The sequence below is a fragment of the Paenarthrobacter sp. NPDC089714 genome, from assembly GCF_044748905.1.
In the GTDB taxonomy this organism is placed as follows: domain Bacteria; phylum Actinomycetota; class Actinomycetes; order Actinomycetales; family Micrococcaceae; genus Arthrobacter.
The window spans coordinates 40,482-55,736 of the sequence record NZ_JBIVGX010000017.1 but is presented as its reverse complement, the minus strand read 5'-3'; the positions used below and the strand labels follow the sequence as shown (position 1 = coordinate 55,736).

Annotated in this window: 15 protein-coding genes and 2 riboswitches; of the genes, 7 read left to right on the top strand and 8 right to left on the bottom strand. The window is 65.3% G+C overall.

Annotated elements, in window-relative coordinates:
* Positions 1 to 46: 46 nt before the first annotated feature.
* On the bottom strand, positions 47 to 307 hold the full coding sequence (locus tag ACIPY3_RS20785) for a DUF4235 domain-containing protein (RefSeq protein ID WP_387438201.1): 261 nt from the start codon (positions 305 to 307) through the stop codon (positions 47 to 49).
* 37 nt (positions 308 to 344) lie between these two features.
* Positions 345 to 1,058, bottom strand: a complete 714-nt coding sequence (locus ACIPY3_RS20780; protein WP_400337044.1) for an NUDIX hydrolase — start codon at positions 1,056 to 1,058, stop codon at positions 345 to 347.
* A gap of 228 nt (positions 1,059 to 1,286) precedes the next feature.
* Positions 1,287 to 1,422: riboswitch (TPP riboswitch) on the top strand.
* 77 nt (positions 1,423 to 1,499) lie between these two features.
* Between ACIPY3_RS20780 and ACIPY3_RS20775 the strand changes: the two genes are divergently transcribed.
* Genes ACIPY3_RS20775 through ACIPY3_RS20765 form a run of 3 tightly spaced genes read left to right on the top strand, consistent with a single transcriptional unit; the run spans position 1,500 to position 4,446 of the window.
* Positions 1,500 to 2,120 (top strand): ECF transporter S component, encoded by a 621-nt coding sequence (locus ACIPY3_RS20775; RefSeq protein ID WP_400337042.1) that lies wholly within the window; start codon positions 1,500 to 1,502, stop codon positions 2,118 to 2,120.
* Positions 2,120 to 3,655 carry an ABC transporter ATP-binding protein gene (locus ACIPY3_RS20770; RefSeq protein ID WP_400337040.1) on the top strand — a complete coding sequence of 512 codons (1,536 nt, stop codon included), beginning with the start codon at positions 2,120 to 2,122 and terminating at the stop codon, positions 3,653 to 3,655. Before ACIPY3_RS20775 ends, ACIPY3_RS20770 begins: the two co-directional genes overlap by 1 nt.
* Positions 3,652 to 4,446, top strand: coding sequence for an energy-coupling factor transporter transmembrane component T family protein (locus ACIPY3_RS20765; RefSeq protein ID WP_400337039.1), 795 nt, complete (start codon positions 3,652 to 3,654; stop codon positions 4,444 to 4,446). Before ACIPY3_RS20770 ends, ACIPY3_RS20765 begins: the two co-directional genes overlap by 4 nt.
* A 79-nt stretch (positions 4,447 to 4,525) precedes the next feature.
* Here the strand turns inward: ACIPY3_RS20765 and ACIPY3_RS20760 are convergent, their stop codons facing one another.
* Together ACIPY3_RS20760 and ACIPY3_RS20755 are read right to left on the bottom strand one after the other, a co-directional pair.
* Complete coding sequence (locus ACIPY3_RS20760; RefSeq protein WP_400337037.1) at positions 4,526 to 5,128, bottom strand: GNAT family N-acetyltransferase; 603 nt, start codon at positions 5,126 to 5,128, stop codon at positions 4,526 to 4,528.
* Positions 5,129 to 5,231: 103 nt separating this feature from the next.
* Complete coding sequence (locus ACIPY3_RS20755) at positions 5,232 to 7,355, bottom strand: penicillin acylase family protein (protein WP_400337036.1); 2,124 nt, start codon at positions 7,353 to 7,355, stop codon at positions 5,232 to 5,234.
* Positions 7,356 to 7,456: 101 nt separating this feature from the next.
* Here ACIPY3_RS20755 and ACIPY3_RS20750 point away from each other — a divergent pair, with 101 nt between their 5' ends.
* The 3 genes from ACIPY3_RS20750 (at position 7,457) to ACIPY3_RS20740 (ending at position 11,155) form a co-directional block, all read left to right on the top strand.
* A complete protein-coding gene (locus tag ACIPY3_RS20750) occupies positions 7,457 to 8,185 on the top strand; it encodes a siderophore-interacting protein (protein ID WP_400337034.1) in 729 nt (242 codons plus the stop codon).
* A gap of 119 nt (positions 8,186 to 8,304) precedes the next feature.
* Positions 8,305 to 9,828, top strand: a complete 1,524-nt coding sequence (locus ACIPY3_RS20745) for a UDP-N-acetylglucosamine 1-carboxyvinyltransferase (RefSeq protein WP_397325706.1) — start codon at positions 8,305 to 8,307, stop codon at positions 9,826 to 9,828.
* Positions 9,829 to 9,967: 139 nt separating this feature from the next.
* Positions 9,968 to 11,155: a glutamate--cysteine ligase gene (locus ACIPY3_RS20740; RefSeq protein ID WP_400337032.1), complete on the top strand. Its 1,188-nt coding sequence runs from the start codon at positions 9,968 to 9,970 to the stop codon at positions 11,153 to 11,155.
* On the opposite strand, the gene ACIPY3_RS20735 is transcribed toward ACIPY3_RS20740, so the two are convergent.
* Genes ACIPY3_RS20735 through ACIPY3_RS20720 form a run of 4 tightly spaced genes read right to left on the bottom strand, consistent with a single transcriptional unit; the run spans position 11,099 to position 13,623 of the window.
* Entirely contained in the window at positions 11,099 to 11,734 is a 636-nt protein-coding gene (locus tag ACIPY3_RS20735; protein ID WP_400337030.1) for a hypothetical protein, read from the bottom strand. The two genes, ACIPY3_RS20740 and ACIPY3_RS20735, sit on opposite strands and share 57 nt — an antisense overlap.
* A gap of 10 nt (positions 11,735 to 11,744) precedes the next feature.
* A complete protein-coding gene (locus ACIPY3_RS20730; protein WP_400337029.1) occupies positions 11,745 to 12,953 on the bottom strand; it encodes an O-succinylhomoserine sulfhydrylase in 1,209 nt (402 codons plus the stop codon).
* 2 nt (positions 12,954 to 12,955) lie between these two features.
* Positions 12,956 to 13,366, bottom strand: coding sequence for a rhodanese-like domain-containing protein (locus tag ACIPY3_RS20725; protein ID WP_397325702.1), 411 nt, complete (start codon positions 13,364 to 13,366; stop codon positions 12,956 to 12,958).
* Positions 13,363 to 13,623, bottom strand: a complete 261-nt coding sequence (locus tag ACIPY3_RS20720; protein WP_400337027.1) for a DUF1737 domain-containing protein — start codon at positions 13,621 to 13,623, stop codon at positions 13,363 to 13,365. The genes ACIPY3_RS20725 and ACIPY3_RS20720 overlap by 4 nt, the downstream gene beginning before the upstream one ends.
* Before the next feature lie 13 nt (positions 13,624 to 13,636).
* A riboswitch (SAM riboswitch) is annotated at positions 13,637 to 13,749 on the bottom strand.
* A gap of 175 nt (positions 13,750 to 13,924) precedes the next feature.
* Here ACIPY3_RS20720 and ACIPY3_RS20715 point away from each other — a divergent pair.
* A complete protein-coding gene (locus tag ACIPY3_RS20715; protein WP_400337025.1) occupies positions 13,925 to 15,253 on the top strand; it encodes an NtaA/DmoA family FMN-dependent monooxygenase in 1,329 nt (442 codons plus the stop codon).
* Positions 15,254 to 15,255 lie beyond the last annotated feature (2 nt).

The following is a 15,255-nucleotide window of genomic DNA, read 5'->3' as shown; positions in this document are numbered from 1 at the left end:
CCCATCCGGACGTCCGCCATGGGCCGTAAGGATCCCCGCGTTGGTTTTAGACGATGTCCTGGGACTTGGCGAAGCGGGCGATGGCGCGCTGCGTACCCCGGCTGGCCAGGACCTGGATGAGGGTGCTGACAAACGCCGAGATGAGGGCAAACGTCAGCGCTGAGCGGAGGCTCGTCTCCATGTCATCGTTGCCTTTGGGCGGCTTGTTGCCCGTGGCTTTTTCCCATCCCTTGTTGACCAGCTTGGTGCCAAGGAAACCCGCGCCGAGGCTCACGCCTGCGCCCAGAAGCTTGAGGAAGAAGTTCATGCCTTCAGCCTAACCTCAACAACCCGGCGGATCCTGCTTAGCCCCGGCTCGCCCTCTCCTTGAGGAAGGCGGCAAGGGAGCCCGGTGGTGCCAGCACAGGAACCACCTCATGATCCGCGGTCCACATGGCATCAACGGAGTCGAAACCGGAGATTTCCCGGAGCAGGTAGTACGTGGGCGGCATGAGTTGCAGCTTGCCCTCAGCCTCCGCGGACAGGATTCCGTCAACGGGCATCCACAGTGACTGCCACGCCTCAGTGGTCTGGTGTTGCGGTGCGGCGTCCGGGGCAGGCTTGGCAACGTAAAAGTAGGTGTCGAAGCGCTTGGGCATGTCCACGGGCGTGATCCAGTTGGCCCACGGCCGAAGGGCGGACGGATCCAACGTGAGGCCGGCCTCCTCCTGGACCTCGCGGATGGCGGCGGTGAGAACAGTGCCGGAGCTCTTGCCTGCCTGGCCACCAATCGCGGGGAAATCCGGCTCTGCTGCGGCGATAGAGCTCAGTCGCCACTCCTTGGTGTGCCGTTCCATAAGTTCGGGTGAGTAGTCCCAGCCCTCGGAATCCGCGGCGTCCACGCGGCCTCCGGGGAACACCACCATGCCCGCCGCGAAGTCCATGGTGGACACGCGATGCTGGACAAAGGCCTCCAGCCCTGCAGACGTATCGCGGAGCAGGATCACGCTGGCTGCAAGGCGGGCTTCGGCTACTGGCTTGGCTGCGTCAGGATGGCTTGGACCAGGAGTTTCCGTCATGCTGCCATTGTCTCAGCTACGTTGTGCGGCCCGGTCTGCGACCCCAAGGGCGGGGAATGGGGCGCAAAGCGGACCCAACAATGGGGGTGGGGTGACGTTGTGGGGCCCGGTCTGCGCCCTAAGGGCGGGGAATGGGGCGGAGAGCGGCCCCGCAACGGATTTATGACCCGCTCCATGACCCCGTAAACCCCTTCAGGTGTAAACTGAACCTCGCCCATAAGGGCAGATTGATAACGACAGGGGAGCGCCGCCGTCGAACCTGCAGCGATGCAGGAGACGCGAGGGCGCTGAGAGTGCGGACAGCCGCAGACCCTCGAACCTGATCCGGTTAGTACCGGCGCAAGGGAGTCGAGCTTCTCAGAGTGTCCGGACCAGGGCGGCGTGAGCTGGCCGGGGTACCGGGGAGCACTTTCCCCTCCTGTAACCTCAGGAGGCAAAGAAATGACCACGGCAAGCGTGAAGAAGACCAGTAACAACTGGCGCGTTGTAGACATTGTGGTGGCAGCGTTGATCGCCATCGCCGGCGGCGTGATTTTCTGGGCATGGTCCCAGGGCGCCGCAATCGTATCCATCCCCATGAACGCGGCCTACCCGCCGCTCACCGGCCTGATCGCCGGCGGCTGGATGATCCCGGCGGTGCTGGGCATGCTCATCATCCGCAAGCCCGGTGCGGCGCTGTTCTGCGAGGCCGTGGCCGCTACCGGCGAGCTCATCATGGGCTCCCAGTACGGCACCACGGTGCTCATCTCCGGCATCCTGCAGGGCCTCGGCGCCGAGCTGGTGTTCGCAGCGTTCCGTTACAAGAAGTTCAACCTGCCCACCTCGCTTCTCGCGGGTGCGGGCGCTGGCCTCTTCTGCGGCCTGAATGATTCCTTCCTCCCGTGGGGCTGGAACATCGCCTACGAAGCCGTCGACAAACTGGCCTACATCGCATTCTGCACAATCTCCGGTGCGATCATCGCCGGTGCCCTCTCCTGGGTTGCCACGCGCGGCCTGGCGAAGACCGGCGTGCTGAGCGCTTTCGCATCCCGCAAGGCTGCGTCGGAGCCTGTCTTCAACTGATGGCCGCCACAAACAGCGGCCGGCCCGCCGCCATCTCGGCCGAGGGCTGGGGATGGCGGCACGCCGGACGGTCCACCCCCGCCATCCACGGACTGGACCTGCGGATCGAGCCCGGGGAGCGCGTGCTCCTGCTGGGTCCCTCCGGAGCCGGCAAGTCGACGCTCCTGCACGCCTTGGCCGGGGTGTTGGGCGACGAGGAAGACGACTCGGACGAGACCGGCTCCCTGCTGATCGACGGCGGACTGCCGCGCGAACAGCGGGGCCGCGCCGGTTTGATGCAGCAGGACCCGGAAACGCAGGTGGTGCTGTCCCGCGTGGGCGACGACGCAGCGTTTGGTGCCGAGAACCTCGCCGTTCCGAGGGCAGAGATTTGGGCGCGCGTCCATGAGGCGCTCGACGACGTCGGGTTGCGTACCGCTGCAGATGGCGGCCTGGCGCTGGACCACCCGACGGCGGCACTCTCCGGCGGGCAGAAGCAGCGCCTTGCGCTTGCCGGCATTCTGGCGATGCGGCCAGGGCTGCTCCTCCTGGACGAGCCGACGGCCAACCTGGACCCGGCCGGCGTGCTGGAAGTCCGCGACGCCGTTGGCCGCTGCCTGGACAAGACCGGTGCAACCCTGGTGGTGGTGGAGCACCGGGTATCGGTTTGGAAGGACCTCGTGGACCGGATCGTGGTCCTGCAACCCGGCGGAGGGGTTCTCCTGGACGGGCAGCCGGACCACGTGCTTTCCGAGGCCCGCACCATGCTCATTGATGCGGGCGTGTGGGTTCCCGGCTACGTTCCACGGACCCGTGCACGGACCTTCGTCCCCGAGATGGCACCGTTGCTCCTGGCAGCACAAGACCTGGCTGTGTCCCGGGAGAAGCCCCGGCGCCGCGGCTTCAAGAGCATCCCGCCCGTGCCGGTCCAAGCCGGCGTGACCGCGCAGGTCAGGGCCGGACAAGCGTTAACCATCACGGGTCCGAACGGTGCGGGCAAGTCCACGTTCGCGCTCACGGTGGCGGGCCTTCTGGCGCCGGTGCACGGCAAGGTGTCTGCCGCCGTCGAACTTTCCCAGGGCGCCGGGATCGATCCGTTCGCGTGGAAAGCGGACCAGTTGATCTCCCGAATCGGCACCGTTTTCCAGGAACCGGAGCACCAGTTCGTCACGGGCAAGGTCCTGGACGAGCTCATGTTCGGCCCCAGGCATCTGGGCCACGGCGAGGAACGCGTGGACGAACTGCTTGAGCGGCTGCGGCTGACGCACTTGGTGGACGCGAATCCCTACACCCTTTCAGGCGGTGAAAAGCGCAGGCTGTCCGTGGCGACGGTCCTCGCCGCACATCCCCAAGTGCTGGTGCTCGATGAACCAACCTTCGGCCAGGACGCCAATACCTGGGCCGAACTGGCCTCGTTCCTGTCGGAGCTGTTGGACCAAGGAACGGCCGTAGTCTCGGTGACCCACGACGAGGAATTCAGTGCTGTCCTTGGCGGCGCGGAACTGCACCTCACGCCGGCGAACCAGGCTGAGAAGCAGGAAGCTGGTGCGTCATGAGGGAGGCCTTGAGCCTGAGCGGCAACCATGCCCTGTTGACCCGGGCCAACCCTTTGGCAAAGTTCGTGGCCGTTTTCCTGATTTCCATGGTGCTGGCCCTGTCCATCGACTGGGTCTCGGCGTCGATCGCGCTGGTGGCAGAGCTCGCGCTGTTCCCGCTGGCCGGGCTGACGGTGCGGCTTCTGTGGGTCCGGGCCTGGCCGCTCATCGTCGCGGCAGCGATCGGCGGCTGGAGCACTGCGATCGTGGCGCCGGACAGCGGCGCTGTACTGCTCGACGTCGGACTCTGGTCCATCAGCGAAGGTTCCCTCCAGCTGGGGCTCGGTTTCATGCTGCGCGGTTTGGCGATCGCCTTGCCGGCAATCCTGCTGATGACGTGCACCGACCCGACGGACTTGGCCGACGCGCTGGCGCAGAAGGCCAGGCTGCCGCACCGCTTTGTGCTGGGCTCCCTCGCGGCGATGCGGCTTGTGGGCCTCATGGCGGAGGAGTGGCAGACCATCGGCATGGCCCGGCGTGCCCGTGGTGTCGGTTCCCAGGGCAGCCCGGTGCAACGCTTGAAGGCCACGCTCGGGCAGAGCTTTGGGCTCCTTGTCCAGGCTGTCCGGAGGGCCTCCAGGTTGGCCGTGACCATGGAAGCCCGTGGCTTCGGCGGTGGCAAGCGGACCTGGGCGCGCGAATCCACCTACTCGCTGCTGGATGTGTGGGTGTTGCTCGGCGGGGTGGTGATCGCCGCGGCCGCCGTCTCGACGGCCGTGGGGGCAGGAACGTGGAGTTTCGTCTGGCGGTAGGCCACGCCAGGCGCGCAGCGTGAGGCAACGGAGGGAGCCGCAAGCCCCAAGCCCGCGGCTCCCTTGTTTAGCCGGGCTCCTAACTGTCCGCCTTGTCCGCCTGGATCTCATCGAAACCGGCGCGGGTCAGGAACCCAAGCTGGGCTTCTTTTTCTTCCAGTTGGACGATCGGTCCCAATTCGAAGCACGTCGCTTCCAACCTGCGAAGGGCCTTTGCGTTCCGGGCATCCGGTTCCACGATGATCCGGTCCTTGCCTGGCACGGAGAACATGTACTTGATGAGCGAGGTCGCCAGTCGCGGCGTGAAGTGCGGGATGGGACGCGTGGCCGGCGCCAACAGGAGGTGCATCCCGATGTCCCCTTCACGCGCAGGGTAGACCTCGCCCACGGGATCGTGCAGGGGTTCGTAGGTCTGGAACAGGGCCAACGGCTCGCCGTCGAGGACCACCAGGAACGCATGGTGGGTGTCCAGGGAGTCCAGGAACTCGTAGATGCCCAGGACCTCCTCGCGCGGCTTTTCCATCATGCCCCAGAACTTGGCGCGGGGCTGCGAAACCCACTCGTGGATGAAGTCGATGTCCTCGGCAGGAACCACGGGAACAATCCGGAGCGAACCCCAGCCCTCAAGCTCTTCTGCGTAGATGGTGGTGCGGACGGCGAAGTCCTGGGTGGTGGTATTCATGTGCTTCCTTTTGTGCGATGCGATGCGATGCGATGCGATGCGGTGTGTGCAGGTGCGAACTGAGGTGATGCGGTAGTGCAAAAAACCGTGGCGAAGCCAAGCGTCAGGCGTCTTTGGCGAGCCGCTCCCAATCCGTGACCACGGGTACCAGTTCCCCGGTGGACCACAGAGGCAACTGGTCGGAGAAGTGTGGATGGTCCGGCTTGCCCGCGGCTCCGAACGGGACAATCCACCGGCTGTTGCTGCGCTGGGACAAGTCCCAGACATAACGGGCAACGGGCCCACGGAAGCTTCGATCCTCCACGCCGGGGAGGCTTTCCGTGCAGAGGACGCACCCTGTGTCTCCACTGAGCCGGGCTTCGGGGGCAGAGCCGGTCCAACGTCCGGGAAGCACGTGGACGGGGAGGAGCTGATGCCTGTCGCCCCACAGGGCGCCGTCCATGAACGACTCTTCCAGGGCTACGTCCTCAAGGGCAGCGGCTGCTTCAACCGGGATGGCAATTCCCAGCTCCGAGCCACGGGCAACAAGCGTTTCAAGCGCGAAACCCACCCGGGAAGCTGCCGACAACCACGGTCCAAACAGGGAGGAGTGCCCGGTTGGTTCAGCCAGCTTGGCCAACGCCTGATGCCTGGCAATGCGCTGCACCAAGGCACCCCGCCAAGCGGCGAACACCGCGGCCGGATGGCTTTCGGCCTCCATGTGCCCGTCCCAAACAAGCAACAGGGCGCGCAGCGTGTGGGCCACAGGGGACAGGTCATCAGGGTCCAGGCCGTCCAGGAGATCCCGGAAAAGTGGCCACGGGCCCAGGAGCGTGTCCGAATGGATCGCCTGCATCCGGTCGACGGAGAGCGGGCCCCTGGAAGATTCCAGAAGCTCCTGGATCCGCCGGGCCCTGTGTTTCGGGGCGAACTCGAGGGCCACAGCGTCCCCACCCCCGGACGCACGATCGTTGGCACTGACCGCGAACCTGGTGACCTCCGTGCGGGGGAGGGCAACGTACTGGCCATCCCACGCGTGCCGGGCGGACAGCCCTGGCACGGGAAGCCGACGGTTTGCAGGGTTGCGCTGTGGCACCAGACCGGCGACGAAATGCCGCACGGACCCGGCGGAGTCTGCCGTGATCACGCTGTTCACGGGCTCCACCCACGAGTCGAACGCGGCTTCCACCTCGGCCACCTGACGGCTCCGCAGCAGCGGAAGGAGGGCCTCGAAACCCAAGCGCCCCTCAACGTAGGCGGGGAAGCGCAGACTCAGCGCGCCGCCGTCGGGCATTTCCGAGATGACCGGACCGCGGGCGGTCTCCAGGATCTCGACGTGGACCGGACCGGAACCACGGACCGTGATGGTCTCGGAACTGACGCTTACCGGCTCCCAGCCCTCGGCGCCGCGGGCCAGGACCCGTTCACCGTCCGTCCCGCGGAGCGGCACCCGGCGGAGGTGTTCCTCGAAAAGGTCCTGGTAGTCGGCCATGGCGTTGGTGATGGCCCACGCGGTGTGGCCGGTGTGTCCGAAGTGCGGAAGCCCGGGAACACCGGGGAAGGCGAAGCCCACAGCATCGAAGTCCGGGCACGCAAGCCTGATCTGCTGGTACACGCCCGGCAGTTCCATGAGCCGGTGCGGGTCGCCCGCAATAAGCGGCAGCCCGCCGTCCGTCAGGGAACCGTGTGCCGCCCACGCATTACTGCCGGACCACACGGGGGCCTCGATGCTGAACAGGCCCACGGCGTGGTCGCCGAGAGTGCGGGCGACGTGGGCGCGGAAGAGTTTGTTGGGAAACGTGGAGAACAGGATGTGGTGGACCAGGAAAACGCCCAGGGGAGTCCATGGATTCCAGCGCTCGGGGGAGGCCTTGGCTTCTTCGAATTCCGGGCTGCTGCGTAATCCGTCGGCCAAGGCCTGGTTCACTCCAGCGACGTACTGCCCGCACCAACGCTGCGTGGCTTCATCGAGTCCTTCGAAACAGCGGCGGGCTGTGTCATCCAGGCGGGCCTGCCGGGCGAACCGGTCCCACGCTACGGCGGCCTCACCGAGCAGTTCGGCCGTGCGGCCCTCGGAGCGCCACCGTTCCAGCTCGATCTGCCAGGAGCGGTCCGAGGCCGCGTTGTATCCCTGCAGGAAGGCGAGTTCGTCGGCGGAGTCGGCCCACAAGTGCGGGATTCCCCACTCATCGCGGTAGGTTCCGGTGCCGCCTGCCGGGGCGGGGTGGCGCGTCGGGGCAGACGTCATAATCGGGGACTGCTTTCGAGCTTAGGTTAGGCTTACTTAAGTTCAAGATAGGTGCTTGTGCCGGGTTCGCAAAATCGGCGGCGTTCGTGAAGGAGTGTTGCGTGAAGCGCAGTTGGGAAGGCGTAGTCCTCAAAGTCATGGGCGCCAAGGACTTCACGCTGGAAGTCACGGGCAGGGAGGAAATCTCACCGGATTTCCTGCGCATCCACGTCACGGACGGCGGGTTGCTGATCGACAGCGAACCCCACCCCACCATGTGGATCCGCCTCTGGTTCGACGACGCCGGCAAGGGCCACCAGCGTGCCTACACCTTGGTCAACCCGGACGCCCGCGCCGGGACCTTCAGCATGGACTTCGCCATGCATGATGGCATTGCCGCCGATTGGGCCCGTACTGTCCAGCCGGGAGCCACCATCGACGCTACCGTCCAGGGCAGTGCCTTTGATTTCCCGCCGGCGCCTCGGCACCTCTGGGTCGTGGGTGATCCTGCGTCCATTCCGGCGATCAATTCGCTGCTCGACGCGCGCCCTGCATCCGGCGTCACCGCGCCTGCGACGCTGTGGCTCGAGTACCAGCACGACGCCGACCCCTCGCTTGAGGTGCGTACGTCCGGGTCCGACGTCGTCAGTTGGGTTCCGCGCAAGGGCGACGGCGCGTCCCTGGTTACCGAAGTTTGCTCGGCGCTCACGCCCGGGAGTGTCTCGGTGGAGGATGACTTCTTCTGGATTGCGTGCGAAGCCTCCAGTACGCGGGCAATCGTGAAACACCTGCGCAAGGTCCTGGGCGTGGACAAGCGCCGGATCGACGCGTTGGGATATTGGCGGGCCTGATGCTTTGGTGAGTTCCGCCGTCGTGCTTTTATATCGCACAGTTCGGGTACGGTGTGATTTTTGTCCTTGAATCGGCGTTTTGATCGGCACTCATAGATCATTTGTGATATTTCTTGGGTATGACGCAAGCTACGCCAGAACACGTAGGCCTCCTGCTCCGCAACGCCCGCAGTGAAAAGGGCTGGACGCAAGGACAACTCGCTTCTGAGCTGGGAACCAGCCAGAGCGCCATTGCCCGGATGGAACAAGGCAGGCAAAACCTGAGCCTCCGGATGATCGAAAGACTGGAAGCAATCTTTGGCCGGTCCATTGTGAAAGTGGGCCGGCCCCAAATGACGCACCTCCGGGTTGAGGGCGGCCGCACCCTCTCCGGGGAAGTGGACGTCAACAGCAGCAAGAACGCAGGCGTCGCCCTGCTCTGTGCCAGCCTCATCAACCGTGGCACCACCACGCTGCGGCGCCTGGCCCGGATCGAAGAGGTCAACCGCATCGTGGAGGTGCTGACGTCCATCGGCGTCGAATGCACGTGGCTCAACGGCAGCGACCTTCGCATCCGCCGGCCCGAGGTCCTGGATCTTGGCTCGATGGACGTGGACGCTGCCCGTCGCACCCGCAGCGTGATCATGCTCCTCGGCCCGCTCCTGGACGAAACCAGCGAATACCAACTGCCCTACGCCGGCGGTTGCGACCTTGGCACCCGTACCGTGGAACCCCACATGCAGGCACTGCGCGAGTTCGGCCTGACGGTGGAGGCAAAGTCCGGCTTCTACTCCGTGGCCGCTCCTCCCGCTGACGGGCACCACCGCTCCTTCGTGCTGACCGAACGTGGCGACACCGTGACGGAAAACGCGATCATGGCCGCCGCGCACCGCGAGGGCACTACCGTGATCCGCAACGCCAGCCCCAACTACATGGTCCAGGACCTGTGCTTCTACCTGCAGGGATTGGGCGTAGGCATTGAGGGCATCGGCACCACCACGCTGCGGATCACGGGCCGTCCCAGCATTGACGTGGACATCGAGTACTTCCCGTCTGAAGACCCCATCGAGGCCATGTCCCTCATCACCGCCGGCATCGTCACCAACTCCGAGGTGACCATCCGCCGCGTGCCGATCGAGTTCATGGAAATCGAACTCGCCACGCTGGAGCAGATGGGCCAGAAGCTGGAGATCTCCGGCGAGTACAAGGCACGCAATGGCCGCACCCGCTTGGTGGATGTGACCACCAAGCCTTCGGAACTCCGTGCTCCGCAGGACAAGATCCACCCCATGCCGTTCCCCGGCCTGAACATCGACAACCTCCCGTTCTTCGCCGTGATCGCGGGCAACGCCGAGGGCCAGACCATGATCCACGATTGGGTTTACGAAAACCGGGCCATCTACCTCACAGAGCTCAACAAGCTGGGCGCCCAGGTGCAGCTCCTGGATCCGCACCGGATCTACGTCAATGGACCCACCAAGTGGCGCGCCGCGGAGATCGGCTGCCCGCCTGCCCTTCGTCCGGCGGCTTGCCTGCTCCTGGCCATGCTCGCGGCCCGCGGAACCTCCGAGCTCCGGAATATCTACGTGATCGAGCGCGGCTACGAGGATCTGGCCGAGCGCTTGAACACCATTGGAGCGAAGGTGGAGTACTTCCAGGACTAGCTTTGCTGGCGCACCCGTTCGCGCCATTCGCTCCCTTTGCTCGACCCGGCCGCGCCGGTTTCCGCCCGGCGCTCCAGGTCTACCTGGTGCGAACGGCGGGAAGGGGTGCGCGGCCGGAGCGCGGAGCGCAAAATGAAGCATGCGGACATTCGGGGTTGAGGAAGAACTGCTCATCGTCGATCCCGTGACGGGCGAACCGTTGGCCCTCGCGGATGCACTGCTCAATGGTAGCCACCCGCAACAAACAGGTACCGGGCTCAGCTACGAACTCAAGCTCGAGCAGATCGAAACCCAAACACGGCCGTGCCACAGCTACGCAGACCTCCTGCACCAGATCCGGCGCGGCCGGGCCATGGCCAGCGAGGCTGCCCGTAAACAGGGTGCCCGCATAGCAGCCCTGGCTACGTCGCCCCTCGCATCCACCACCCACACCACGCCCGATCGCCGCTACGCCGAGATGCTGGAGCGGTTCGGGTTGACGGCCCATGAGCAATTGACGTGCGGCTTCCATGTGCACACCTCGGTTGAATCGCCGGAGGAGGGCGTGGTGGTGCTGGACCACATCCGGGACAAGCTCGCGGTCCTTTCGGCCTTGAGCGCAAACTCTCCCTACTGGCGCGGCCTTCCCACGGGCTTTGACAGTTACCGCATCCAGGCTTGGAACAGATGGCCCACCTCCGGACCGTCGGCTGTGTTCGGTTCGTTGACGGCCTATCGCCGGATGGTGAGTCGGTTGATGGACACAGGGGTGCTCCTGGATGAAGGCATGATCTACTTCGATGCACGCATCTCGCGGAACCACCCCACGGTGGAGGTCCGTGTGGCCGATGTCTGCCTTCGCTCAGAGGACGCGGCCCTGATTGCAGTGCTGGTGCGGGCTTTGGTTGAGACGGCTTCCTTGGAAATGCTCGACGGCGTTGAGCCCTCCTCGGTGCCCACGGCGCTGCTGCGCATGGCCAGTTGGCAGGCCAGCAATGTAGGCCTCCGTGGTGACCTGCTGGACTTCGGGGAGTTCCGTCCCGAACCGGCTGCCGAAGTGGTGTGGGCCTTGGTGGACTACCTGAGCCCGGTCCTTGACGATCAAGGAGAGCTGGGCCTGGTCAAAGCCGGGATCGCGGATATCCTGGAGCGCGGCAACGGTGCCCACGAGCAAAGAGAGGCCGTGACGCGGTTCAACCGCAAGCACCAGAGTCACCCGGAGAGCCCGCCATCACCGGAAGCCCTTGCGGCCGCCGTCGGGCATGCCGCCAGGGTGACCGTGCGCGGAGCGTCAGCCGACGCCCATCGCGATCCCGCGCCCATCCTCGGCCGGGTCCGGCGGGCCTGACCCGGCCTCGTCATCCCAAGCGATCAAGAAAACCCCCACCAGTCCCTCCGTGAGGTAGAAGACGAACGGCGGAATGTCCTTGGCGGTCAGGAGGATGATGCCGAAGACCGAGGCAGCGCCCGAAGCCGTGAGACCCACCCAGCGCTTGGCCGGCGAACGCAGCAAGCCCGCGCCCAATGCGCCCAGCCCGGCAATGTGTAGCCAGGAATACCCAAGGAACGGTGCGTTGGACCCTCGACGGTAGGCGAAACGCTCAAGGTCCGATGCCCTGCGCGACAGGCTGTAGACAAAGAGCGGTGCGCCCGCCAGCAATGCTGCAGCGGACGCACGCGCGAAGGTCTTGGCCGTTCCGCCAGGCAGCGCCTGGGCGAAGGCCGCGAACCCCATCGGCACGGCAGCAGTTCCCGCGGCAGCCAGGTGGTGCCCCATGATCCAGCCCCGCTCGCCACGCATCAGCAGCCGCAAGCGTTCGGCTGGATCCTGTGTGGTGTAGACCTGCGGAACGGGTGAAATCCCCACCAACCAGACCACGGAACCCGCGACGATGACAGCCCCCGCCCGGCGGTATGGATGCCTCATGGCATGAAGATTAGACCTGTTTGAGGGCCTTCTCCAGATCCAGGATGAGATCGTCCACGTCCTCAAGACCGACGGACAACCGGACCACGCCATCGCTCAACCCGATCGCTGCGCGACCCTCCGGTCCCATGGCGCGGTGCGTGGTGGTGGCCGGGTGGGTGATGAGGGACTTGGAGTCGCCCAGGTTGTTGGAAATGTCGATGACGCTCAGCCCGTCCAGGAGCGCGAAAGCTGCTTCCTTGGCCGTCCGGCCACCGGACGGCGAGAGCTCGAACGTGAGCACGGTTCCGCCGGCCTTCATCTGCTTGGTGGCGAGCTCGTACTGCGGGTGCGACTTCAGGAGCGGGTACTTGACCCAGCTGATGGCCGGCTGCTGCTCGAGCCACTCGGCGATCTTCAGCGCGGAAGCCGAGCTGTGGTTCACGCGCAGCCCGATGGTTTCGAGGCCCTTGGTGAGCACCCACGCGTTGAACGAGGAAAGGGAGGGGCCGGTGTGGCGCATGAGTTGCTTGACCGGGCCATCGATGAATTCCTTGGTGCCCAGGATCGCCCCGCCCATGACGCGCCCTTGACCGTCAATGTGCTTGGTGCCGGAGTAGACAATCACGTCCGCGCCCAGGTCGCCACAGCGCTGCAGCAGGGGAGTGGCAAAGACATTGTCGACGACGACTGTCGCCCCCGCGGCGTGGGCCAGTTCGCTGACGGCCTGGATGTCCACGATTTCCTGCATCGGGTTGGACGGGGACTCGAAGAAGACGGCTGTGGTCGGCTCGGACAGGGCAGCACGCCACTGGTCCAGGTCCGGCCCGTCAACGAAAACGGTCTCCACGCCCCAGCGCGGCAGGATCTCATTGAGGATCACAAAGCAGGAGCCGAACAGTGAGCGGGCGGCAACCACACGGTCACCGGCACCCAGCAAGGCACCCAAGGCAGTGAAGACCGCGGACATGCCGGACGCCGTCGCGAAGCATGCCTCGGTTCCTTCCAGCAGTCTCAGGCGTTCCTGGAAGGTGGCCACAGTCGGGTTGCCGTAGCGGGAGTAGACGAAGCGCTCGTCTTCGCCCGTGAAGGCGCGTTCCGCGGCGGCAGCGGATTCGTAGACGAACCCGGAGTTCAGGAAAACCGGCTCTGCGGTTTCCTGGAAGTTGGTACGGTCAAGGCCACCGCGGACGGCCTGGGTGTCAGGGCTCCAGCCGGCGGCGTCAGGATTGAAAGTCACTTTTAGTCGTTCCCCAGGTTGGTCGGCAGGCCACGGTTCTTCCAGCCGTTGACGGTGCGTTCGCCATAACGGTCGGGTTCGCCCTCAAAGCCTTCAAGGACGTTGTAGGCCGTGAAGCCGGCCTGAGTAGCGGCGATGGCGGCAGCGATGGAGCGCTGGCCGGAACGGCAGATGAAAACGAGCTCCACGCCGTCGCCCTCGGGGGCCTGCTGTTGCAGGTCCTCCAGGAAGCGGGAGTTCGGGATGCCGCCGGCGAGGTTCCACTGGATGAACAGGGGATCGTTCTCCGTGGCCTTGGTGTCCGGAATACCGATGTGGGCCCATTCGCCCTCGGTGCGCACGTCCACCAGGATGGCGCCGTCTTCAAGTTTTGCCCACGCGTCCTGCGGGGTCAGGTCACCTGCGTAGCTCATGCGTGGCCCTCGAATGCTTCCTCGTAGTTGTCCAACTCGTCCACGGCGCTCGCAACAGCTGCGTCCGAACTGGCTACCGCAGCGGGCAGGATCACGGCCTGCGCCACGATGACGGTTTCGCCGTTGAACGTGGCCGCCGGGCTGCCGTGCAGCACGTAGCCCTCGGCCAAAGCAGCGGAGATCCGTTCGCAGAAGTCACGGGTATCAGGACCCGTGATCAGGCGGTAGGAGAGTTTTTCTTCAGTGGGTTCAGGCATTCGTGGTGCTCCTCAGTCACGCTTGCAGTTCGAAGTTCGAAGACGCCGAGTAGTCACCTGAGGCACCCCGCCGCGGGAGAGGGTTGCCGACCAGCAAGTCAGGGCTTAACGCTGGTGCTCATTACTCAAGAAAAACGTAACATCCGCGGCCGGGAAGCCGCATTTGGCGACTGCACCGCCGTCGTCATGTTGCGTAACCGGTGCCTCCCCGGGGCGGGCCGAACGGGGTCCAAATGTGACGCCGCGGGAGCATAATTGACGCAGTACGACCCCCTGTAACTTCGCATGAAATCAGGTCGCGGTGAACGGACACAGCAGTTCTACACTCAAGCCCATGCTTCATTTTGGATGGTTCGTGGGCCACGGATTCGGAGTCCAAGGCTGGGGGACGCCCGGCTACGGACTGGGTTACGACTGGAAGAAACCCGCGCTGTACCAGGAGGCCGTCAGGGCCTTCGAGCGATCCGGGCTGGACCTGTTCATCATCGAGGATTCCCTCACCGTTCCGGATACTTACGGCGGCACCGCCGAGGTGTCCTTGGCCCACGCATCCTTCGCGCCCAAACACGACCCCCTGGCCCTGGTTCCGTACCTGCTCTCGGCCACGCAGCACCTGGGGATTGTTCCGACCGTCAGCGCCTCCTTCTACCCGCCCTTCACCGCGGCGCGGCTCCTCGCCACGCTCCAGCACTTCTCCGAGGGGCAGCTCGGGTGGAACGTCGTCACTTCGGGCAGCGACCTCGCCGCCCAGAACTATGGCCTGGACCAACAGATCGAGCACGACCTGCGGTATGAGAAGGCTGAGGAGTTCGTCGACGTCGTCAGGCGGCTGTGGCGCAGTTGGGAACCTGGCGCTGTGCTTGAGGACGTGGAGGCCGGCAGGTTCGCGGACCACACCAAGGTTCACCCGATCAACCACCAGGGCGACTTCTTCAAGGTTCGTGGACCCCTCAATACGGCCCCGCTACCGGAGGAACCTGTGCTGGTACAGGCCGGGGCCTCGCCCCGCGGCAAGGCGTTCGCGGGCGGAAATGCGGACGTGGCGATCGCTTTGGCGCGCGGTGTGGACGGCATGAAGGCCTACCGCGATTCCATCCGCGAGGAGGCGTCGAAGGCGGGCAGGAACCCCGACGACGTCAAGGTCCTTTTCGTCCTCAAGCCCACCGTGGTGGGGTCCACTGCAGAGGCGGAGGAACTGAGGGCGCAGCGCCGGGAGCTCACACAACGGGATATCGACAGCCAACTCAACTCGATCTCCTACCTCTCGGTGATCGACTTCAAGAAGTTCGACCTCGACGAGCCCCTCCCCACCCTGAGCACCAACAGCAACCAGGGAACACTGGAACACTTCTCCAGGGCAGCCCCTCCAGGGTCCACGTTGCGCCAGATCCTGCAGGCCCGCAGCGGGGGAGCCGGAGACTCGATCATCGGCACCACGGAAGAGATTGCTGATTACCTCGAGGAGACCGGCGCGGCTGTCGGCGGGGACGGTTTCCTGTTCTCCGGCTTCGTCGATCCCGTGACGGTCCACGGCGTGTTGGACAAACTGACTCCCGAACTCCGGAGGCGGGGCTTGCTGCGGACGAGCTACGGCGACGGCGGTTTCCGCCAGAACCTTCTGGACTTCTGACC